This window comes from Pseudonocardia sp. EC080619-01, assembly GCF_001420995.1.
Classification (GTDB): domain Bacteria; phylum Actinomycetota; class Actinomycetes; order Mycobacteriales; family Pseudonocardiaceae; genus Pseudonocardia.
Window position 1 is genome coordinate 2,646,959 of the sequence record NZ_CP012184.1, and the last position, 20,682, is coordinate 2,667,640.

General features: G+C 74.1%; 18 protein-coding genes and 2 tRNA genes. 8 read left to right on the plus strand and 12 right to left on the minus strand.

Annotated features, from left to right (window positions below; all coding sequences use genetic code 11):
• Window positions 1–20: 20 nt before the first annotated feature.
• The gene (locus tag AD017_RS12400) at window positions 21–575 is read right to left on the minus strand and encodes a hypothetical protein (protein WP_060574322.1); all 555 of its coding nucleotides are present in this window, start codon (window positions 573–575) and stop codon (window positions 21–23) included.
• 153 nt (window positions 576–728) lie between these two features.
• On the opposite strand from AD017_RS12400, the gene AD017_RS12405 reads away from it, so the two are divergent.
• On the plus strand, window positions 729–1,937 hold the full coding sequence (locus AD017_RS12405) for a sensor histidine kinase (RefSeq protein ID WP_060574323.1): 1,209 nt from the start codon (window positions 729–731) through the stop codon (window positions 1,935–1,937).
• Window positions 1,934–2,536, plus strand: a complete 603-nt coding sequence (locus AD017_RS12410; protein ID WP_060574324.1) for a response regulator transcription factor — start codon at window positions 1,934–1,936, stop codon at window positions 2,534–2,536. The genes AD017_RS12405 and AD017_RS12410 overlap by 4 nt, the downstream gene beginning before the upstream one ends.
• Before the next feature lie 58 nt (window positions 2,537–2,594).
• Here AD017_RS12410 and AD017_RS12415 read toward each other — a convergent pair.
• From AD017_RS12415 to AD017_RS12430, 4 genes are all read right to left on the minus strand, one after another.
• Window positions 2,595–2,667: transfer RNA gene (locus tag AD017_RS12415), tRNA-Arg, on the minus strand.
• Window positions 2,668–2,721: 54 nt separating this feature from the next.
• Window positions 2,722–2,811, minus strand: a tRNA-Ser gene (locus AD017_RS12420).
• A 100-nt stretch (window positions 2,812–2,911) separates the two neighbouring features.
• The gene (locus AD017_RS12425) at window positions 2,912–4,909 is read right to left on the minus strand and encodes an acetoacetate--CoA ligase (RefSeq protein ID WP_060574325.1); all 1,998 of its coding nucleotides are present in this window, start codon (window positions 4,907–4,909) and stop codon (window positions 2,912–2,914) included.
• Window positions 4,910–5,009: 100 nt separating this feature from the next.
• Window positions 5,010–5,705, minus strand: a complete 696-nt coding sequence (locus AD017_RS12430) for a dienelactone hydrolase family protein (RefSeq protein ID WP_010229591.1) — start codon at window positions 5,703–5,705, stop codon at window positions 5,010–5,012.
• A 60-nt stretch (window positions 5,706–5,765) separates the two neighbouring features.
• Here AD017_RS12430 and hisC point away from each other — a divergent pair, with 60 nt between their 5' ends.
• Window positions 5,766–6,830, plus strand: coding sequence for a histidinol-phosphate transaminase (gene hisC / locus AD017_RS12435; RefSeq protein ID WP_010229589.1), 1,065 nt, complete (start codon window positions 5,766–5,768; stop codon window positions 6,828–6,830).
• On the opposite strand, the gene AD017_RS12440 is transcribed toward hisC, so the two are convergent.
• A complete protein-coding gene (locus AD017_RS12440) occupies window positions 6,827–7,561 on the minus strand; it encodes a response regulator transcription factor (RefSeq protein ID WP_010229587.1) in 735 nt (244 codons plus the stop codon). The two genes, hisC and AD017_RS12440, sit on opposite strands and share 4 nt — an antisense overlap.
• A 434-nt stretch (window positions 7,562–7,995) precedes the next feature.
• Between AD017_RS12440 and AD017_RS12445 the strand changes: the two genes are divergently transcribed.
• Entirely contained in the window at window positions 7,996–9,438 is a 1,443-nt protein-coding gene (locus AD017_RS12445; RefSeq protein ID WP_060574326.1) for a family 16 glycosylhydrolase, read from the plus strand.
• A gap of 76 nt (window positions 9,439–9,514) precedes the next feature.
• Here AD017_RS12445 and AD017_RS12450 read toward each other — a convergent pair whose 3' ends face one another.
• The 4 genes from AD017_RS12450 to AD017_RS12465 are packed head-to-tail and all read right to left on the minus strand — an operon-like array spanning window position 9,515 to window position 14,070.
• On the minus strand, window positions 9,515–11,551 hold the full coding sequence (locus AD017_RS12450; RefSeq protein WP_060574327.1) for a M3 family metallopeptidase: 2,037 nt from the start codon (window positions 11,549–11,551) through the stop codon (window positions 9,515–9,517).
• Window positions 11,552–11,569: 18 nt separating this feature from the next.
• Window positions 11,570–12,067 (minus strand): GNAT family N-acetyltransferase, encoded by a 498-nt coding sequence (locus AD017_RS12455; RefSeq protein ID WP_010241118.1) that lies wholly within the window; start codon window positions 12,065–12,067, stop codon window positions 11,570–11,572.
• Window positions 12,064–12,552, minus strand: a complete 489-nt coding sequence (locus tag AD017_RS12460) for an SRPBCC family protein (RefSeq protein WP_060574328.1) — start codon at window positions 12,550–12,552, stop codon at window positions 12,064–12,066. Before AD017_RS12460 ends, AD017_RS12455 begins: the two co-directional genes overlap by 4 nt.
• A gap of 21 nt (window positions 12,553–12,573) precedes the next feature.
• A complete protein-coding gene (locus tag AD017_RS12465) occupies window positions 12,574–14,070 on the minus strand; it encodes a GMC family oxidoreductase (protein ID WP_060574329.1) in 1,497 nt (498 codons plus the stop codon).
• 10 nt (window positions 14,071–14,080) lie between these two features.
• Here AD017_RS12465 and AD017_RS12470 point away from each other — a divergent pair, with 10 nt between their 5' ends.
• Window positions 14,081–15,346 (plus strand): M18 family aminopeptidase, encoded by a 1,266-nt coding sequence (locus AD017_RS12470; RefSeq protein ID WP_060574330.1) that lies wholly within the window; start codon window positions 14,081–14,083, stop codon window positions 15,344–15,346.
• A 10-nt stretch (window positions 15,347–15,356) separates the two neighbouring features.
• On the opposite strand, the gene AD017_RS12475 is transcribed toward AD017_RS12470, so the two are convergent.
• Entirely contained in the window at window positions 15,357–15,761 is a 405-nt protein-coding gene (locus tag AD017_RS12475; protein WP_029239948.1) for a YccF domain-containing protein, read from the minus strand.
• Between the two features lie 237 nt (window positions 15,762–15,998).
• Between AD017_RS12475 and AD017_RS12480 the strand changes: the two genes are divergently transcribed.
• Together AD017_RS12480 and AD017_RS12485 are read left to right on the plus strand one after the other, a co-directional pair.
• On the plus strand, window positions 15,999–18,521 hold the full coding sequence (locus tag AD017_RS12480) for a hypothetical protein (RefSeq protein ID WP_168170526.1): 2,523 nt from the start codon (window positions 15,999–16,001) through the stop codon (window positions 18,519–18,521).
• A 169-nt stretch (window positions 18,522–18,690) separates the two neighbouring features.
• Window positions 18,691–19,887, plus strand: coding sequence for an FAD-dependent monooxygenase (locus tag AD017_RS12485; RefSeq protein ID WP_029239307.1), 1,197 nt, complete (start codon window positions 18,691–18,693; stop codon window positions 19,885–19,887).
• Here AD017_RS12485 and AD017_RS12490 read toward each other — a convergent pair whose 3' ends face one another.
• Window positions 19,888–20,229: a hypothetical protein gene (locus tag AD017_RS12490; protein WP_060574332.1), complete on the minus strand. Its 342-nt coding sequence runs from the start codon at window positions 20,227–20,229 to the stop codon at window positions 19,888–19,890.
• Window positions 20,230–20,277: 48 nt separating this feature from the next.
• On the opposite strand from AD017_RS12490, the gene AD017_RS12495 reads away from it, so the two are divergent.
• Window positions 20,278–20,679: a VOC family protein gene (locus tag AD017_RS12495; protein WP_060574333.1), complete on the plus strand. Its 402-nt coding sequence runs from the start codon at window positions 20,278–20,280 to the stop codon at window positions 20,677–20,679.
• Window positions 20,680–20,682: the final 3 nt, after the last annotated feature.

The following is a 20,682-nucleotide window of genomic DNA, read 5'->3' on the forward strand; positions in this document are numbered from 1 at the left end:
GTGGTGGTCCGGGCCGCGGCTCAGCTGACGGCCTGGACGACACCGCCGACGACGAGGGCGGTGATGGTCGTCCACAGGACGATCGCGACCGCCTGCCAGACCAGGATCCGGGCCCGGCCCACACCGGACGCGGCGAGCATGGTGGCCGTGAAGTGGGTGGGCAGCAGCAGCGGGCCGAGCAGGCTCACGCCGGGGACGCCGTAGCGCTCGTAGGCGCGCTGGAACTTCGCCCGGCGCGCGGACCCCCGGTCCCGGCCGTCGCCCGGGACCGCCGCGGGGTGCGGTGCGGCGCCGCCGACCGTGGCGCCCTGGCGGGCGCGCGCCGCCGTGCGGTGGCGGTTCACCACGGCGTCCCGGGCGCCCGCACCGAGCAGCACCAGGGCGGCGACGACGACGAAGTTCCCGATCATCGCGGCGACCGCGGCGACGGCGGGGTGGATGCCGCCGAGGATGCCGATCGCGGCACCGCCCTCCCCCTCGACGAACGGGATGGCGCCGGCGAACGCCGCGATCAGCGGCTGCAGCGGCTCGGGCACCTGGCCCACGAGGTTCTGGAGGGTCTCGAAGAGGTTCACGGCGGGCTCCTGTGCTGGGCGGCGGGGCGGTTCCCCGGCGCTGTGTCCAGTTCAGACGCCGGGCGCGCCCGCCAGAAGTGCCTGGCCGTCATCGGGATCCGGGAGCTTTCGCTGTCCGATCCGTGACATCTGTCATGGTCGTAGGCTGAGCGGATGGAGCGGACGGCCGAGCGCGCCGCGTCGACGGCCGTCGACGCGCGTCGCGCCGTCCGGCTCAGCCGGGGCATCACCGTCACCTGGTGGTACATGGCCCTGGCGGTCGTCGTCTTCGAGCTGTTCGTCGTGGCCCTGTCGATCAACGCGCTCGCCGGGTCCGGCACCGGGCCGGTGCCGACCGGTGTGATCGCCGCGACCGGGGTGGTGTGGTTCCTGACGACGCTGCTCCCGCTGCACGACTACCGGCGCCGGTCCGACGCCGTGTCGCTGGTGGTCCGGCGCCGGCACCTCGCACCGCTGGTGACCGGTGCGGTCTTCGGGCTCGCGGCCGGAGTCGCCCTCGATCTCTGGGTGCTGGGCGCACTCCCGGTGCTGCAGGCCGCGGTGCTGCTGAACTGGCCGTCCGGGACACGGGCCCGGCTGGTGCTGGCGGCGACCGCTCTGCTCGTGGCGCTGGCGGTGATCGACTCCCGGCTCACGCTCGCGGAGAACGGCGCTCCGAACTGGACCCAGCTGGTCTTCCTGTGCACCGTCCTCCCGGCGATCACCGTGTCGTCGCTGTGGTGGTGGGACGTCATCGAGGCACTGGACCGGGCACGGGTGTCGGAGGCGCGGCTCGCGGCGGCCCAGGAGCGGCTGCGGGTCGCGACGGACGTCCACGACCTGCAGGGACACCATCTCCAGGTCGTCGCTCTGCAGCTGGAGCTGGCCGAGCGGCTCCTGCCGGGCGACCCGGACGCCGGCATGGCGCAGCTGGCGGCGGCGCGGGTGAGCGTCGACGAGGCGCGGCAGGGCACCCGGGACCTGGCCACCCGGTTCCGCTCCGTGCCGCTGGCCGACGAGCTCGCCAACGCGGTGGACCTGCTGCGCGCGGCGGGCACGAACGCCGTGGCCGAGGTGGATCCGGACGCGGCGGCGGCGCCGGCCGGGACCCTCGGCCCGGTGGTCCGCGAGACGACGACCAACGCGCTGCGCCACGGGGGCGGCGGCTGGGCCCGGCTGCGCCTGACCCGCACGGACGGCACCTGGCGCTACGAGATCTCCAACGACGTCACCGGCCGCCCGTCCGACGACACCGGCGGGTCCGGGCTGGACGGGATCGCGCGCCGGGCGGCGGAGGGGGGCGGTGACCTCGAGGTACGGCGGGACGACTCGGTGTTCACCGTCGTCGTCACCGTGCCCGCCGACGTACGGGAGGCCGGATGATCCGGGTACTGCTCGCCGACGACGAGGGGATGATCCGGTCCGCGCTGGCCGCGCTGCTGTGCCTGGAGCCGGACATCGACGTCGTGGCGGAGTGCCCCGACGGTGCGGAGGCCGTCACCGAGGCGCAGCGGCTGCGGCCGGACGTCTGTCTTCTCGACCTGGAGATGCCGCAGCTCGACGGCGTCGAGGTCACCGAGCGGCTGACCCGCAGCACCGCCACCCGGTGCGTGATCGTCACGCGGCACGCGCGGCCGGGGGTACTGCGCCGGGCGCTGGCCTCGGGGGCGGCCGGGTTCCTGCCCAAGTCCCGCAGCGCCGACGAGGTCGCGGCCGTCATCCGGCGCGCGGCCGCCGGCGAGCGGTACGTCGATCCGGAGATCGCGGCCGACGCCCTCAGTGACGAACGCTCCCCGCTGACCGACCGCGAGCTCGACGTCCTGCGGGCCGGACGGCGCGGGGAGTCGACCCAGCAGATCGCGCGCGCCCTGTCCCTGGCCCCGGGCACGGTCCGGAACCACATCTCGGCGGGGCTGCGCAAGCTCGCCGTCGACACGCGTCAGCAGGCCGTCCTCGTCGCGGAGGAGCGGGGCTGGATCTGACCGCGGACTCCCGAACGACGACGAAGGCCCTCCTGGTCGGGAGGGCCTTCGCTGTGTGTGCGCCCGAAGGGATTCGAACCCCTAACCTTCTGATCCGTAGTCAGATGCTCTATCCGTTGAGCTACGGGCGCGTGCTCTTCTTCAGTTGTCGGCCGCCGGTCCGATCTCGTTCCGCCGTGCCGGTGCGGAGGCTCCGGGATTTGAACCCGGGATGGGGGGTTACCCCAAACCGCATTAGCAGTGCGGCGCCATAGACCAGACTAGGCGAAGCCTCCCCGGTGCCTCACGGCCACCAGCGAGGACAACACTACACGGCACCCTGACCGGGCCGGAACCGGGGTCGGGCGATCACCCGGGACCCCGGTCCGGCGCTGATCAGCGCCCTGCCATGGCCACGAACGGGGCCAGCGAGTCCGGGTTCTGGAGCGCCCCGGAGGACACCGCCTTCGCCGGATCGGTGCCGGAGAGGATCTTCTTCACCGGGACCTCGCACTTCTTGCCGTTCAGCGTCCGCGGCACCGCGTCGACGACGACGAACCGGTCCGGTACGTGCCGCGGCGAGAGCTCCTTGCGCAGCGCCGTGCGGAGCGCCGGCTCGACGTCGTCGAGGGACACGCCGTCGTCGAGCACCAGGAAGCAGAGCAGCGCGCCCTCCTCCCGCGCGCCCAGCGCGGTGGTGTCGATGACCAGGCAGTCTGCGACGCCGTCGAAGTTCTCGACGACCGAGTAGAAGTCGGCCGTCCCCATCCGCACCCCGCCGCGGTTCAGCGTCGAGTCCGACCGGCCGTAGATCACGTAGGAGCCGCGGGGGGTCCGGCGCACCCAGTCGCCGTGCCGCCACTTCCCGGGGAAGTCCTCGTAGTAGGACTCGCGCAGCCGGGTGCCGTCCGGGTCGTTCCAGAACATCACCGGCATCGACGGCGTCGGCGTCGTGATGACCAGCTCGCCGACGTCGTCGAGCAGGTCGGTCCCGTCCTCGCCGTAGGACCGGACGTCGGCGCCCAGCGCCGCGCAGGACAGCTCACCGAGCCACACCGGGACGGTCGGGGCGCTGGTCAGGAACGCCGCGCACACGTCGGTGCCGCCCGACACCGAGCAGATCTGGATGTGCTTCCCGGCCGCGTCACCGATCCAGCGGAAACCCTCGACCGACAGCGGCGCCCCGGTGGAGCCGAGCGCCTTCATCGCGGACAGGTCGTGGTCGTCGCCGGGACGCAGGCCGGCCTTCATGCAGGACTGGACGTACGGGGCGGACACCCCGAACAGCGACACCCGGTGCTTCGCGGCGAGCGCCCAGAGCGCACCCAGGTCCGGGTGCCCGGGGCTGCCGTCGAACATCACGACCGTCGCGCCCACCAGCAGGCCGCCGACGAGGAAGTTCCACATCATCCAGCCGGTGGTGGTGAACCAGAAGAACCGCTCCCCGGGCCCCAGGCCGTGCTGCAGCCGCATCGCCTTGAGGTGCTCCAGCACGATGCCGCCGTGCCCGTGCACGATGCCCTTCGGCAGTCCGGTCGTGCCGGACGAGTAGAGCACCCACAGCGGGTGGTCGAACGGGACGGCGGTGAACTCCAGCGGGCCGGCCTCGGCGGTGAACTCCGACCAGGACACGGTGCCGTCGAGGGTCGCGTCCGGGTCCAGGTACGGCACCAGGACGGTCGCGCGCAACGACGGCATCTGCTGCTGCAGCGACGCCACGTTGGACCGGATGTCGAAGCCCTTGCCGTTGTAGCGGTAGCCGTCGACCGCGACGAGCACCGTGGGCTCGATCTGGGCGAACCGGTCGTGCACCGCACGGGCGCCGAAGTCCGGCGAGCACGACGACCAGATCGCGCCCAGGCTGGCCGTGGCGAGGAATGCGACGAGGGTCTCGACCGAGTTCGGCGCCAGCGCGACGACCCGGTCACCCGTCCCCACCCCGGCCCGGGCCAGGCCGGCCCGGGCGCGCGCGACCTGGTCGCGCAGCTCGGCGTGGGTGACGGTGCGCTCCAGGCCGTCCTCGCGGACGAACTCGACGGCCACGTCGTCGTCCGCGCGGCCGGGGCCGGGGGTGAGGGCGTGCTCGGCGTAGTTCAGCGTCGACCCCGGGAACCACTGCGCGCCCGGCATGTCCCGCGCACCGAGGGTCGCGGTGGGCCGGTCGTGGAAGATCACGCCGGAGTACTCGGCGACCGCCGACCAGAACGCCTCGAGGTCGGACACCGACCAGGCGTGCAGCTGCGCGTAGTCCGTGACGTCGGTGATCGGCGCCCCGCGTGAGTCGCGGGCCCACGTGGCGAACGCGACGATCTCGGTGTGCGGCACCTGTTCCGGGTCGGGCCGCCACAGGAGCTCGGGGATCTCCGGGTCGGTCACGGTCTGCGCTGACGACATGGATCCAGCTTCCCCGACCGGGCGGCCCGCGCACCAGTGGTCGCCGGACACACCCCGGCCGCCGTGCTGGGGCGGGACCACACCGCGGGCGCCGGGCGGGTCAGCGGAGGTGGGCGTCGTACCAGTTGAGGACGCGCTCCCACGCCTCGGCGGCGGACTCGGGGTCGTCGTCGAACCGGTAGCCGGTGGAGGGGAACACGACGAGATCGGTCGCCACCCCCGACGACTCGGCGGCCTCGCGCAACCGGGCGACGGCGGCGCTGTCGGCGGCCTCCGAGTAGATCCCCAGCCACGGGCAGGTCAGCTCGGGCGCGGTCTCCACCAGCGCGGGGACGCTGTGCGACGGGGACCGTTCGACCCCCTCACCCGCCACGGTGACGGCGGCGCCGAGGGTCCGGTTCGCCGCGACGTGCAACGCCACCGTTCCGCCGATGTCGAACCCGAGGACGCCCATCCGGTCGGGCTCGATGCCGTTGTCCGCCAGCCAGCCGAACGCGGTCTCGCAGTCGTCCATCACCTGCTGCGGCTCCAGGCGGCCGAGCTGCTCGGCGACCTCGGTGTCGCTGCCCGCGCCGAGGTCGTCGGCGTCGTCACGGTGGTAGAGGTGCGGGGCGACGGCCAGCCAGCCGTCGCCGGCCAGCCCGGTCACCAGCAGCCGCACGGAGTCGGTGACGCCGCGGGCCTCCTGCAGCACGACGACGCCGCCGCGGGCCGGGCCGTCCGGCTCGCCGACCGTGAGCCGTAGCTCGCTCCCGTCGGTCAGCGGAACGCCCTCGGTCCGGATCCCCGTACTCATGGGGTCACTCAACCAGAGCAGCCGCCCGTGTTTCGACCCCCGAGAGCTACCGTTGCCCACATGACGCTGATCCGTCCCGATCTGGACACCCTGCCCGCGTACGTGCCGGGTCGCACCGTCCCCGGGGCGATCAAGCTGGCCAGCAACGAGGTCGCCGAGCCACCGGCCCCGGCCGTCCTGGAGGCGATCACCCGGGCCGCCGCGAACGGCAACCGCTACCCCGATCTGGGGGTCGTCGAGCTGTCCGGGCGGATCGCGGAGCTGCACGGCCTCGCGCCGGAGCGGGTCGCGGTCGGCTGCGGATCGGTGACGCTCTGCCAGCAGCTGGTGCAGGTCACCTGCCGCACCGGCGACGAGGTGCTCTTCGCCTGGCGCTCGTTCGAGGCCTACCCGATCGTGACCCGGATCGGCGGCGCCGAGGTCCGCACCGTGCCGCTCGACGACGGCCACCGCCACGACCTCGACGCGATGGCCGCCGCGATCACCGACCGGACCCGGCTGGTGTTCGTGTGCAGCCCGAACAACCCGACCGGGCCCGCCGTCCACCGCGACGAGTTCGAGCGCTTCCTCTCCGCGGTGCCGTCGGACGTGCTGGTGGCGCTGGACGAGGCGTACGCGGAGTACGTCACCGATCCCGACGCCGTCACCGGTCGCCCGCTGCTCGACGCGCACCCGAACCTCGTGGTGCTGCGGACCTTCTCGAAGGCCTACCGGATGGCCGGGCTCCGGGTCGGCTACGCGCTGGCGTCGGAGGAGGTGGCGACGGCGCTGCGCAAGGTCGCTCCGCCGTTCGGAGTCAGCTCGGTGGCCCAGGCCGGCGCGATCGCCGCGCTGGAGCACCGGGAGGAGATCCTCGCGGGGTGCGCGGGCGTCGTCCGCGAGCGCGACCGGGTCGCCGCCGGCCTGCGCGGCCTCGGGTTCACCGTGCCGGAGACGCAGGCCAACTTCGTGTGGCTGCCGCTCGGCGAGCGGGCCGCGGACTTCGCGGCCCACTGCGCCGAACGGAAGGTGATCGTGCGTCCGTTCCAGCCGGACGGCGTCCGGGTGTCGGTGTCCACCCCGGAGGAGAACGACGTGCTGCTCGACGCCGCGTCGTCGTTCCCCGCCGGGGACGGCGCCCGCTAACCGTCCAGCTGGTAGCCGGCACCGCGGACGGTCCGGATGCGCTCCGGACCGATCTTGCGGCGCAGGTAGGAGATGTAGACCTGCACCAGGTTCGGCGAGGCGGGTTCGGACCAGGCGCGGCGGGCCAGCTCGTCGTGGGTGACGACCTCGCCCGCCCGCTCGGCGAGCGCCAGGAGCAGCGCGTACTCGGTCGGTGAGAGCGCGACCCGCCTGCCGTCGGCGAAGACCTGGCCGGCGTCGACGTCCACGGACAGCCCGCCGTGCCCGAGCACGGTCGGGGCCGGGAGCCCGGCGGCGGCGCGCAGCCGCAGCCGGATCCGCGCGGCCAGCTCGTCGGGGACGAACGGCCGGATGAGGAAGTCGTCGCGGTCACCGCGGAGCAGGCCGAGCACGGTGGCCCGCCGTTCGCGCGGAACGACCGTGATCACCGGTGTCGGCGGGGACTCGGCCTGCACCGCGCCGAGCAGCACCGCCGGATCGGGGCCGGGCAGGTCCATGTCGAGGACGAGCAGGTCGGTGCCACCGGCACGGACGGCGTCGAGCAGCTCGATGCCGTCCGCGGCGACGGTCAGGTCGACACCCTCCGCCGCCAGGTCCTGCCGCAGTCCGCGACCGAGCGAGACCGAGGTCGTGGACGGCGGTAGGGCGAGGAGGACGGAGAGGGGGCGGACCGGGGAGCGGGGCGCCGGGACGGAGATGGACGGGGCGACGGGGGGAGCGTTGTCGTTCACAGGTCCTGGGGCGGGGTTCGGGGGGATGGGGGGAGCATCGGGCCCACTCTGGCGCGACCGGAAGTCGGTCACAATCGGCTAACGGTGCGACAGAGAGTGTTCGCGTCCGCCTATCGGACCAACCTGAGAGTGCGACTGCTCCATTCGGAGCAGAGTCATTACCGTTTCTGCGAGATCTTGCTGATCGTCGTGTCCCGACGACCTGTCGGCGCCGGAGAGCAACCACCTCTCTCAGCGAGGGTGTTCACGCACGGTCACCCTACCTAGAGTCCCTCCTCATGCGACGGAAGAGTTCCGCTGCGGCTGATCGGATCGACCCCCGGGATCTGATCGAGCGGGTTGCCGCAGAGCACAGCTCCCCCTCTGTGCCGTCCCCACGGGCCGGGCGCTCCGCGTCCGCTGCCGTACCCGCGTCGACCCTGCTGCAGGAACCGGTGACCGCCTCCGGGCGTCACCGTGCCCGCCGCGCCGGGGACGGTGACGACACCGGTGCCGCCGAGGCGGACTCCCCCACCGGTGTCACGCGGAGTGGCCGGTCGGCCGAGGTCCGGGTGTCCCGTTCGCCGTGGGCGGACCCGGACGCGGACGACGCGAGCGGGTGGGCACCCGGTGCCCCCGCACGCTCCGCGACGACGACGCTCGATCCACCGGCCGTCCCGGACGCGCCGGTCGAGCTGTTCTCGCACCGCGAGGCCGGGGACGAGCCCGACGACGGTGCGCACGGTGCGCGGCACGCCGCCCGCGGGACGAGCGGTGTCGCGATCGCCGAGCTGCACGAGCCCGCCGGTCCCGCGGACGCGGGGACCGGAGCGGGTGACTCGTCGGTCGTCGAGATCGACCGGGCCACACCGGCCGGCCGGTCCCGGCTCCGCCGCTACGGCCCGCTCGGCGTGGGCGTGGCCGCGATCCTCGCCGCCACGCTCGTGGTGACGCTGCTGCAGCCCGGCGCCGAGGACCCCTCGCTGAGCACCACCCTGGTGGACGCGTCGCGCCGGTCGGTCTCCGACGGCGTCGGCACCGCGACGACCGGCATCGGCGACGGCGGCGGGTCCGCGATGGGTGACGTCGCCCAGGGGGCGTCCGGCCAGATCGGACCGGCGATCGCCGCCGCCGAGGCCGCCGAACGGCGCGCCGCGGAGCGCAAGGCCGCCGCCGAGCGCGCCGCGGAGTCCGGTTCGGACTCCGCCCCGGGTACGGGATCCGCACCCGCCGGCCCGGTCGGCGGCGCCGCCCAGGTCGTCGGTGACGGGATCCAGGCCGCGCTGAAGCTGGGCTGGCAGGCCATCGGCGGCGACGAGTTCACCGGCTCCTCGCTCGGCGAGAACTGGAGCGCCTACGACGGCGCCGGCCACGACGGGCAGGGCCGCCGCACCCCGGACGCCGTGTCGGTCGAGAACGGCAACCTCGTCATCCGTGGCGACTCCGAGGGCAACACCGGCGGCATCGCCTGGGGCACCCCGCAGAAGTACGGCAAGTGGGAGATGCGGGCGAAGTTCCCGAAGGGCGACGAGCAGTACCACCCGGTGCTGCTGCTGTGGCCGAGCGAGATCTCCTGGCCGGAGGGCGGCGAGGTCGACTTCGCCGAGACCACCAGCGCCAGCGAGGACGTGTCGTTCTTCCTGCACTACGGGTCGGACAACTCGCAGAAGCACGCCAAGACCGATCTCGACATCACCCAGTGGAACAACTACGCCGTCGAGTGGACGCCGGACGCGATCGTCGGCTACGTCAACGGCGTCGAGTTCTTCCGGTCGACCGACCCGGAGACGCTGCCCCCGGGCCCGATGCACGCCACGGTCCAGCTGGACTACTTCCCGTCGGGCGGGTCGCCCCAGCCGTCGGAGATGCAGGTGGCCTGGATGCGCCAGTACTCGTGACCCTCCCGCACGACGACACCGCCCGCCGCCCGGCGCTCCCCACCGGACGACGGGCGGTGTCGTGTCCGGCGGGCGTTCAGTCCACGGTCAGCCCGCGGCGCTCCAGCAGCGGGCCGATCTCCGGGTCCCGTCCGCGGAACGCGCGGTACGCCTCCATCGCGTCCACCGCCCCGCCGCGGGAGAGCACCTCACGGCGGAACCGGTCGCCGTTGCCGCGGCGCAGACCGCCGTTCTCGGCGAACCAGGCGACGGTGTCGGCGTCGAGCACCTCGGCCCAGATGTAGGAGTAGTACGCGGCCGCGTACCCGCTGCCGCCGAAGACGTGGTTGAAGTAGGTCGTGCGGTAGCGCGGCGGGATCAGCGGGTGCGCGATCCCCGCCGCCTCCAGTGCCTGCTGCTCGAACGCGGCGACGTCGGTCACCGCCCCCGCCTCCTCCGGCGAGAGCCGGTGCCACGCCTGGTCCAGCAACGACGCCGCCAGGTACTCGGTGGTGGCGAAGCCCTCGCCGTACCCGCGGGCGGACAGCGCCGCCGACAGCAGCTCCGGCGGCAGCGGCTCACCGGTCGCGTGGTGCCGCGCGAACGACGCAAGGATCTCCGGGTCGCTCAGCCACATCTCGTTGACCTGGCTGGGGAACTCGACGAAGTCCCGCGGCACCGACGTCCCGGAGAACGTCGGGTACTCCACCGCGGAGAACAGCCCGTGCAGGGCGTGCCCGAACTCGTGGAACAGGGTGCGGACCTCGTCGAGGGACAGCAGCGCGGGCTCGCCCGCGGCCGGCTTGACCAGGTTCAGCGTGTTCAGCACGACGGGCGTCGTCCCCAGCAGCGACGACTGGTCGACGAGCGCGTTCATCCACGCCCCGCCGCGCTTCGAGGGCCGCGCCCACAGGTCCGCACCGAACAGGCCGAGCACCCGGCCGTCGCCATCGCGGCCCTCCCACCAGCGGACGTCCGGGTGGTGGGCGGGCAGGTCGGTGCGCTCGGTGAAGCTCACGCCGTACAGCAGCCCGGCCGCGCGGAACACGCCGTCGTGGATCACGCGCTCGGCACTCAGGTACGGCCGCAGCACCGCGTCGTCGACGGCGTACCGCTCGCGGCGGACCCGCTCGGCGTGGAACGCCCGGTCCCACGGCTCGATCGCACCGCCGGCGAGATCGGCGAGCTCCGCCGTCTCCCGGTCGGCGTTCGCGACGGCGGCCGGGACCAGCGACTCCAGCATCTCCCCGGCCGCGGCGGCGGTGCCGGCCGTGGCGTCGTCGATGACGTAGGACGCATGGTCCGGGTACCCGAGCAGCCGGGCCCGCTCGGCGCGCAGCCGGGCGATCGCCAGGACCGTGTCGCGGGTGTCGTGCGCGCCGCCGAGGCCCCGGGTCACCGACGCCCGGTGCAGCTCCTCCCGCAGCGACCGGTCGGTGAGAACGGCCAGTGCGGGCTGCGTGGTCGGGAGCACCAGGGCGATCAGCCAGCCGCCGTCGTACCCGCGGTCGCGGGCGGCCGCCGCGGCGGCGGAGACGGCGTCGTCGGACAGGCCGTCGAGCCGCTCCCGGTCGGTCACGTGCACGGCGGCCGCGTTCGCCCCGGCCAGCAGGCTCGCACCGAACGACGTGGTCAGGCCGGACAGCTCGGCGTTGAGCTCGCGCAGCCGCTCCTGCTCCGCACCGCCCAGCCGGGCACCGGCGCGGACCATGTCGCGGTGGTGGCGCTCCAGCAGGCGCAGCGCCTCGGGACCGAGCCCGAGGGAGTCCCGGCGGGCGTGCAGCGCGTCGATCCGGGCGAACAGCCCGGGATCGAGGGCGACCGCGTCGGCGTGCGCGGCGAGCTGCGGGGCGACCGTCGCCTCGATCTCCTGCACCGCGGGCGAGGTGTGCGACGAGACGAGGGTGAAGAACAGCCGCGACACCCGGTCCAGGACGGCGCCGGACCGTTCCAGCGCGACGACCGTGTTCTCGAACGTCGGCTCACCACTCGCGACGATCTCCGCCACCTCGGCGCGCTGCTGCGCCATGCCCGCCTCGAACGCGGGGAGGAAGTGCTCGTCGGCGATCCGGGTGGTGTCGGGCAGGCCGTACGGCAGCTCGCTCGGAGCCAGGAACGGGTTCACCGAGGTCATGGGCCGAGCCTACGGCCCTCAGCCCAGGTCGCGGCGCATCGCCAGGCGCGGCCACACGTCCAGGCCACGGGCGGTCTCCTCGGCGCGGATCGCCCGCAGACCCGGGGTCAGCTCGACCAGCTCCCGGAAGCCGAGCCGCACCCAGTACGGCCCGTTCCACGGCACGTCCCGGTACGTGGTCAGGGTGAGCGCGGGCAGCCGCCGGTCCCGCGCCCAGCCGGCGAGGTGCTCGACCAGCCCCTCCCCGATGCGCCTGCCGCGCATCCGGGGCAGCACCGACACCTGCTCGAGGTGGGCGCAGCCGTCGACGACCTCGGTGATCAGGTAGCCGGCCGGTGCGCCGTCGCGCACGTCGACGAACGCCCGGCCCGCGGCCGCGTAGGCGACGAGGACGGCACCGGGGAGCGGCTCGTCGTCGGCGACGACGTCGAGCCCGATCGCACGGAACGGCTCGCCGGCCGCCCGTTCGATCTCCCGCATGGCCGCCACGTCGGCGGGCACCGCCGGCCGGATCATCCGGACGCGCCCGCCCCGCCGTCGTCGGACCGGGCGCCCTCGGCGACCTCCCGGATCCGGTGCAGGGTCTCGGTCATGCCGCGCAGATTGGTCCGCCGCCGGGCCCGCCCCGCGATCGCCCAGTAGATCCGGGTGCCCACGTTGTCGGCCAGCGCGAACGACTCCGTGACGTCGGTCCCGTCGCCGGCCGGGGTGAACCGGTAGTGCCAGGTGTTGATCGTCCGGCTCCCCGCCAGCACGGCGAACCCGAACTCGCGCCCCGGCTCGCACGCCGTGATCCGGCAGACGGTCCAGTACATCGGCCCGCGGCCGTTGCGCTTGACGTGCCCGCGGAACCGGGCACCCGGTGCCGGGCCGGTCGCGCCGTCGAGCCACTCGGCCTCCAGGGTCTCCGGGGAGAACCGGCCGGTGTTGCGCACGTCGGCGACCAGCTCCCAGATCTCGTGGGCCGGTGCCCGCACGTGCACCGTGACCTCGTCGCGCATGGTTCCTCCTCGTCGGGCCGGTCAGCCGCCGACCAGGTCGGCGGCCCGTTCCCCGATCATGACGGCGGTCGCGGCCGGGCCGCGCCGCGGTGCCGACGGCAGCACCGAGGTGTCGGCCACCCGCAGCCCGTCCAGACCGTGCACGCGCAGGTCCGGCCCGACGACGGCGTCCGGCCCGGTCCCCATCGCCGCGCTGCCGGACAGGTGCACCGACGTCGTCAGCCTGCCGTGGATCCACTCGTCGAGCCGGGTGTCGTTGCCGAGCTCCCAGCCGGCCGGGCCGCCGTCGTCCGGGCCGGCCCGGTCCCAGCCCGCGGCGCGGAGGATCTCCGCGGCGACCCGCACCGCGGCCCGCATCCGGTGCCGGTCCGAGGTGGTCTGCAGGTAGCGGAAGTTCAGCCGTGGCGGGTCGGCGTGCTCGGGCGAGGTGATCGCGAGCATCCCGCGGCTGTCCGGGTGCTGCACCGCGCACATCAGGTGCGCGGGCCCGCCCGGCGCGAACGGGTGCGCGAACAACAGGACCTCCAGGTCGCCCGCGGGGTCGGTGCCGGAGTCGAGGTTCAGCGCGGCCTGCCCGGCGACGGCGTCCGGGTGCGGGTCGGGCAGTCCGCTGCGCAGCGGCAGGAACACCGACGGGTGGTCCGACCAGCCGCGGCCGACCCCCGGCAGCTCGTGGCGCACCGCGACGCCCGCCGAGCGCAGGGTGTCCTCCGGTCCGATCCCGGAACGCTGCAGCAGGGCCGGGCTCCCCACCGCACCCGCCGCGACGACCGTCTCCGCCGCGTGGAGCTCCGTGTCACCGAACCGGACGCCGGTGACCCGGTCGCCGTCGAACAGCAGGGTGTCGACGGCGCGTCCGCCGTAGACGGTCAGCGCGTCCTGCCACTCGGCGTCCCCCCACGGCGGCGGGAGGTACGCCGTCGCGGCGCTGATCCGCTTCCCGTCGACGGCGTTGGTCGGGACCGGGCCCGCCCCCGGCCTGCCGCCGGCGTTCTTGTCCGGCTCCTCGGAGTACCCCAGCGCGGCGCACGCCCGCAGGAACGGGTCCGTGACGGGGGCCAGCAGGTGCCCGGCCGGCCGGGAGATCCGCAGCGGGCCGGCGTCGCCGTGCGCGTCGGAGGTGCAGAAGTCCAGGTCGCGCTCGAGCCGCCGGTAGTAGGGCAGGACGTCGTCGTAGGACCAGCCCGGGATCGCCCAGTCGGCGAAGTCGGCGGGCACCGCCCGGACGAAGTAGCCACCGTTGATCGCGCCGGAGCCGCCGAGCACCCGGCCGCGGGGCACCGTGCACTCCCGGCCCTGGCACAGGGTCGCCCGGTAGGCCCAGTTCAGGACGTGCCCCGGGGTGGTCGCCGCGAGCGACGCGATCGGTGTGGACTCCGGCGGGACGACGATCTCGCCCGCCTCGACCAGCGCCGTCCGGACACCGCGCTCGGCCAGCCTGCCGGCCAGCGTGCAGCCGGCGGATCCCGCGCCGACCACGATCACGTCGTGGACGTCCGTCCTCGCCCCTCCAGTCATTGCTGCCAGGATGCCTTACGTGACCGACGCTGCACGTGATCTCGCCTCGTTCCTCACCGCGAGCCCGTCGCCGTACCACGCGGTGGCCGAGGCCGTCCGCAGGCTGACCGCGGCCGGGTTCGTCGAGCAGCCCGAGGACGGGCCCTGGGTCGACGGCCCCGGCGGCCGCTACCTCGTGCGCGACGGCACCGTGCTCGCCTGGTGGCAGCGCGCGACACCCGGCGAGCAGCCGCTGCGGATCTTCGCGGCGCACACCGACTCCCCCGGTTTCAAGGTCAAGCCGAACCCGGACGTCGGCGCCGCGGGCTGGCGGCAGGTCGGTGTCGAGGTCTACGGCGGAGCGCTGTGGAACTCCTGGCTGGACCGCGACCTCGGGCTGGCCGGACGGCTGGCGCTCTACGACGGCCGGGTCGTCCCGGTGCGGGTGGACCGGCCGCTGCTGCGCATCCCGCAGCTCGCGATCCACCTCGACCGCGGCGTGAACCAGGGGCTCACCCTGGACCCGCAACGACACCTGCTCCCCGTCTGGGGGCTCGGCGACCCCGGCGGCGGTGACCTGCTGGAGTTCCTGGCCGTGCTCGCCGACGAGGACCCCGGCGACGTCGCCGCGCACGACCTGTTCACCTACGACCTCACCCCGCCCGCCACCCTCGGCCGTGACGACGAACTCCTCGCCGCGCCCCGGCTGGACAACCTCGCGTCGGTCCACGCGGGGATCACCGCGCTGATCGAGACCGCGCGGCGCGACCCGGACACGGTGCCGGTGTTCGTCGGGTTCGACCACGAGGAGATCGGTTCCGACACCGCCACCGGCGCCGCGGGCCCGCTGCTGGAGACCGTGCTGACCCGCCTCGCCGGCGGGTTCGACGCCCGCCGACCGGCGTTCGCCCGGTCCCGCTGCCTGTCGGTGGACGTCACCCACGCGGCGCACCCGAACCACCTCGACAAGCACGACCCGGACCACCTGTCGGTGCCGAACTCCGGCCCGTCGCTGAAGGTCAACGCGGTACAGCGCTACGCCACCGACGCGCCCGGCGCGGCCGCGTGGAAGCGGGCGTGCCGCACGGCGGACGTGCCGAGCCAGGTGTTCGTCTCGAAGAACACGGTGCCGTGCGGGTCGACGGTCGGGCCGATCATGGCGACGCGGCTGGGGATCCGGACGGTCGACGTCGGGATCCCGGTGCTGTCCATGCACTCGGCCCGCGAGCTGTGCGGGGTGCACGACCCGGGGCTGCTCGCCCGGGCCGGCGCCGAGTTCCTCTCCGACGCGGGCTGACCGGCCGGGCTCACGTCGCGATGCGCGACCCCGGCACGTAGTCGTCGGTGTCGACGACCTGCGAGCCCAGCGGGAACAGCGACACCGGGATCAGCTTCAGGTTCGCCCAGGCCAGCGGCAGCCCGACGATCGTGATCGCCAGTGCGATCGCCGTGCCGATGTGCCCGAGCACCAGCCACCACCCGAACAGCAGGATCCACAGCACGTTCCCGATCGTGGACGCCACCCCGGCCGTGGGTCGGCGCACCACGTCCCGGCCGAACGGCCAGAGCGCGTAGAAGCCGATGCGGAACGCGGCGATGCCGAACGGGATCGTCACGATCAGCACGCAGGCGACGATCCCGGCGGCCAGGTAGCCGAGGAACAGCCAGAAGCCCGAGAGCACCAGCCAGATCACGTTCAGGATGAGCCGCAGCATGCTTCCAGGGTGCCCGCCCACCCGGGGGCGATGCTCGGGGTTCGCCCTGATCCTTTCCCCCGGATTCCGCCCGGTCGATTGAGAGCCGCATCGTCTTAGCCCATTCGGAGTAGAGCCGGATCATCCGCGCACGTCACCGCGTTACGGACGGTCCGTTGTGCCCTGTACCGGTGCTCCGTCCGGACCCCACCGCGCAACGAGGCGCGGGCCGCGGTCACCGGTGGAAGGCTCCCCATGAGAAGGACGAAGCGAGTCGGCGTCGCGCTCGTCGTGGCCGGGCTCGTCGCCGGCGCGGCCGTCGGTGCCGGGTCGGCGCTCGCCGCACCGGGCAACCCCGGCGCCGGCGACACGGCGGGCCCCGACCTGCTGCGCGCCCCGGCCGTCGACGCACCCCAGCTGCAGAACACCGGACCGTGGTCGGCGGACCCGATCGGGATCTGCATGACGAGCGCCTACCGCGCCGGTGAGTACGTGCACCAGGGTTGCGTCTACGACGACGAGGGCGGCGGCAACCAGTACCGCTGGCCGAACGACACCCTGCTGCGCAACTACACCTACCCCGAGGCCGCCGGGTACCGGCGCAACGCCGCCGACATCCTCGAGGTCCGGGCGAAGCCCGAGGACGACGCGACCCTGTTCCGGGTCACGATGAACACGATGACCGACCCGGAGCTCCTCGGTCTCACCCTGGCGCTGGGGGACTCCGACGCACCGCGCGAGGCACCGCACGGCGCCCACACCGTGATGCCCGCGGAGCGGTTCGTGACCGTGCACGGCACGGGCGGGGACGTCACCGACGCCGCCACCGGCGAGACCCTGTCCGACGCCCCCGATGTGCGGGTCGACGTCGAGCGACGGCAGGTCGAGATCCGGGTCCCGCACTCCGCGTGGGACCCGGCGGACGGGACGCAGCGGATCGCCGCCGCGGCCGGATTGTGGGACCGCGACGCCGACGCCTACCTGACCCCACGGGCGACGGCCGACGAGACGCACCCGGGCGGCGCGGTCGTCGGGGACCCGACGCCGTCGGCGTTCTTCGACGCCGCGTTCCGGTTCCAGGAGCCGTTCGAGGCGCCCTACCGCAACAACGACCAGCGGCTCGCGATCGCGAACGGTGACCTCAGCCCGTTCCACGCCGACGTCGACTTCGGGAAGCTGCGCAGCGGCACCGACGACGAGTCGGGCATCCCGACCAGCGGTTACATGACACGCGTGTTCGCCTCGGAGTTCGAGTCCGAGCAGGGCAGGCGGCTGCCGTCGGACCCGGGCGGACCGGCCCCGGGGACCGGCACCCAGCAGGGCGGCATCGCCACCGGGTCCCGCGAGGGCTCCGGTGACCAGCGCCCGAGCCTGTCGTTCGGCTACCCCTGCCGCGACGACTGCGTCCCCGACCTGGCGGGCCGCATGCAGCGCTACATGGTCTACGTCCCCGAGACCGGGGCCCCGTCCGAGGGCTGGTCGTCGATGGTCTGGACCAACGGGTACGCCCTGCGCCCCGGCGACGACGTCGCGGGCGACAAGGACCTCTACCGGCAGCTCGCCGAGCGCCCGGACGACCCGACGATGATGATCGACGTCGACTTCCGCGGCGCCGACAACTGGGGCTACGGCCAGGGCGGCGCCGTCGTGTTCGAGGCGGTGGCCGACGCCCGCAGGCACTACGACCTCGACACCGAGCGGACCACGATGGCCGGGTTCTCCTCCGGCGCCTACACCGCGAACAAGCTGTCGCTGACCTTCCCGGACGTGTTCACGAAGGCGTTCGTCTGCGACGGGCTGAACGTCGCGCCGTCGCTCCCGGGGGTCAACGGCGTCGCCGACGAGGTCGCGGAGAACGCCGGCGTCGACACGGTGACGAAGCACGAGCCGGGGTCGAAGATCTCCGAGCTGCTGCCCAGCCGGCGCAACCAGCCGGTGATGGAGTGGGCGGGCGTGAACGACGACTTCATCCCCTACAACATCACCCGCGAGCGGGCCGACCTGTACGCGGCGGGCGACTACGACTACGAGTTCGTCAGCCACGTCGGTGTGGGCGCCGAGCACCTGGTGATGTGCAAGAACGGGATGTGGGACCTCACCACCGACTGGCTCGGCGACGAGCCGCGCGCGGTCGACCCGCACCACGTGACCTACGTGCGCAACCCGCTGATGGACGACCCGGGGTCGGGCCTGGTGGGCGACCACGCCTACTGGCTGTCCGGCATCGCCTCGCGCGATCCGCAGCAGCTGGGCACGATCGACGTCGTCAGCCGCGGTCAGGGGATCACCGAGGCACCCGTGCCGGCACCGCAGCGCGAGATCGGGCAGACCGAGGGCACGTTCTCCCCGGTCAACCCGTACCTGCGCGAGTACCGGCACCTCGACGAGCCGGTGGACGCCGGTGCGGAGGACGTGCTGGAGGTCCGCTCGGCGGGCGTCGGCGCGGTCACGGTCGATCCGGAGCGGGCCGGCGTGAGCTGCGACGCCCGGCTCGACGTGCACACCGACGGCCCGCTGACCGTCATGCTCGACGGCTGCGACCGCACCGAGTCGTTCGACGGCACCGACTCCGGTGGCCTGGAGCGGCCGGGCACGTTCGCCCCGGCCGACCCGCTGGAACCGGTGGGCAACCCGCTCCGGGGCGCCCCCGTGCCGCCGGAGGTGGGCAACGCCCCGCAGCCGCCGCTGCAGGAGCTGCCGCCGTTGCGGTTCCCGCCGAACCAGCTCGGCCAGGACCCGGCCCCCGGTGACGGGGAGCAGGAGTCCCCGACCGGCTGACGGTCGGCACCGGCGGTCACGTGACGGCGCCGGCACCCCTGGGCTCCCGGGGTGCCGGCGCCGTCGTCGTCCCGGCCCCGGCCCCGGCCCCGGCCCCGAGCGGAACCTGGTCACCGGTGAGACGTTCTGCGTCAGGAAAACCACCCGGTGTACGTGTGAGGATCCGGATATGGACGGATCAGTGGCGATCGTCGGGGCCGGGATCGGCGGGCTCACGCTGGCCCTGTCGCTGCACGCACGCGGGGTACCGGTGACCGTGTACGAGCGGGCCGGCGAACTGCGCGAGGTCGGCGCCGCGGTGGCGCTGTCCGCGAACGGCCTGCGCCCGATGGACGAGCTCGGGCTGCTCGGGCAGCTGGAGGCGGTCGCGACCCAGCCGACCGAGCTGGTGCACCGCGGCTGGCGGACCCATGACCGCGTCACCGCGTTCCCGGTCGGCGCCGACGGCTCCTACCGCGACCGGTTCGGAGCCCCCTACCTGGGCATCCACCGGGCCGAGTTCCAGCGGATCCTGTCCGGGGCCTGCCCGCCGGGGACGATCCGGCTGAGCAGCGAGGTCACCGGCGTCACGGACCACGGCGACCACGTCGCGCTGTCCCTCGCCTCCGGGGAGACCGCGACGGCGTCGGTCGTCGTCGGCGCGGACGGGGTCCACTCGCGGCTGCGCGCGGTCGTCGACCCGCACGCCCGGCCGGTCTACACCGGGACGTCCGGGTTCCGGGGCATCGTCGGCGTCGCCGACCTGCCGTCGCTGCCGGACCCGCAGGCCATCCAGTTCTGGATGGGCCCGGACGCGCACCTCCTGCACTACGCGATCGGCCCCGACGGCGGTGAGGTCAACTTCCTCGCCGTGCTGGAGGGCCCCGAGCGGTGGGACGCGGGTTCCGGCCCGGCCGCCGCCGAGCCCGGCACCCTGGCCCGGGCGTTCGCCGGCTGGGCGCCGGCCGTCCGCGAGATGGTCGAGGCCGTCCCGCAGTCCGCGCACTGGCCGCTGTACACGCTCCCGCCGCTGTCGCGCTGGTCGGCGGGGCGGGTGGTGATCCTCGGCGACGCCGCGCACACCATGCTGCCGCACCACGGCCAGGGCGCGAACCAGTCCATCGAGGACGCCGTCGTGCTCGCCGACCTGCTGGCCTCCGCCGGCGCCGACCCGGGCCCCGCGTTCGCCCGCTACGAGCGGCTGCGCCGGACCCGCACCCGCCAGGTGCAGCGCAGCTCGCTGGTCACCTCGGACCTGCTGCACCTGCCCGACGGCGAGGCCGCCGGCAGCCGGGACGCGGGGCTGGCCGGGCTGGACCCCTGGCTGGCCTGGATCCACGGTGTCGACGCCCGCGCCGACACCCGTCCGGCCGCCGTGCCGGTCTGATCAGGCGATCTCCTCGACGATGCTGGTCCCGGCCCCGGGCCGGGACTCCCAGCACCAGTCCTCGTGCGAGCGCAGCCGGCCGTCGGGCAGCACCTCGAGACGGGCCTCGCAACGCCCGGAGCTGGTCGAACCGTCCTCGGCGACGTGCACGTAGCGGAACCGCAGGACATCGCCCTCCCGGGTGCCGACGAGCCGGCCGAGCCGGACCGCGCCACCGCCGTACTCGGCCCAGACCAGGCCGTCGGTCTCGTGGTAGTCGAAGACGGTGGCCCGGCCGACCTCGCCGTCGCCGGTGTTCGCGACAGCGGTGAACCGGCGACCGTCGACGCTGGGAGCGCTCACGCACCCAGCCTGGCAGGTGACACCCTGTCCGCGCCGTAGGTTGGAGCCATGACCTCGACGGTGTGGCCGGTCCTGCACTACGACGTCCCCGGTGCGGCGCTGCGGTTCCTCACCGGTCTCGGTTTCACCGAGACCGTGGTGATCCGGGACGACGTCGGCGACGTCGTGCACGCCGAGCTCTCCTGGCCCGGCGGTGGCACCGTCCTGTTCGGAGGGACCAAGCACGACGACGGCGTCCACGCCGGGTTTCGGGCGGGTGCGGTCTACGTGGCCGTCGCGTCCGAGGAGGGGGTCGACGCCGTCCACGAGCGGGCCGTCACCGCCGGCGCGACCGTGCCGGCGGCGCCCCACCGGACGGCGTTCGCGGCGGGCGGCCCGGCCTACGTATGCGCGGTCACCGACACCGAGGGCAACCTCTGGACGTTCGGCACCTACCGCGGCGGGGGCTGACCG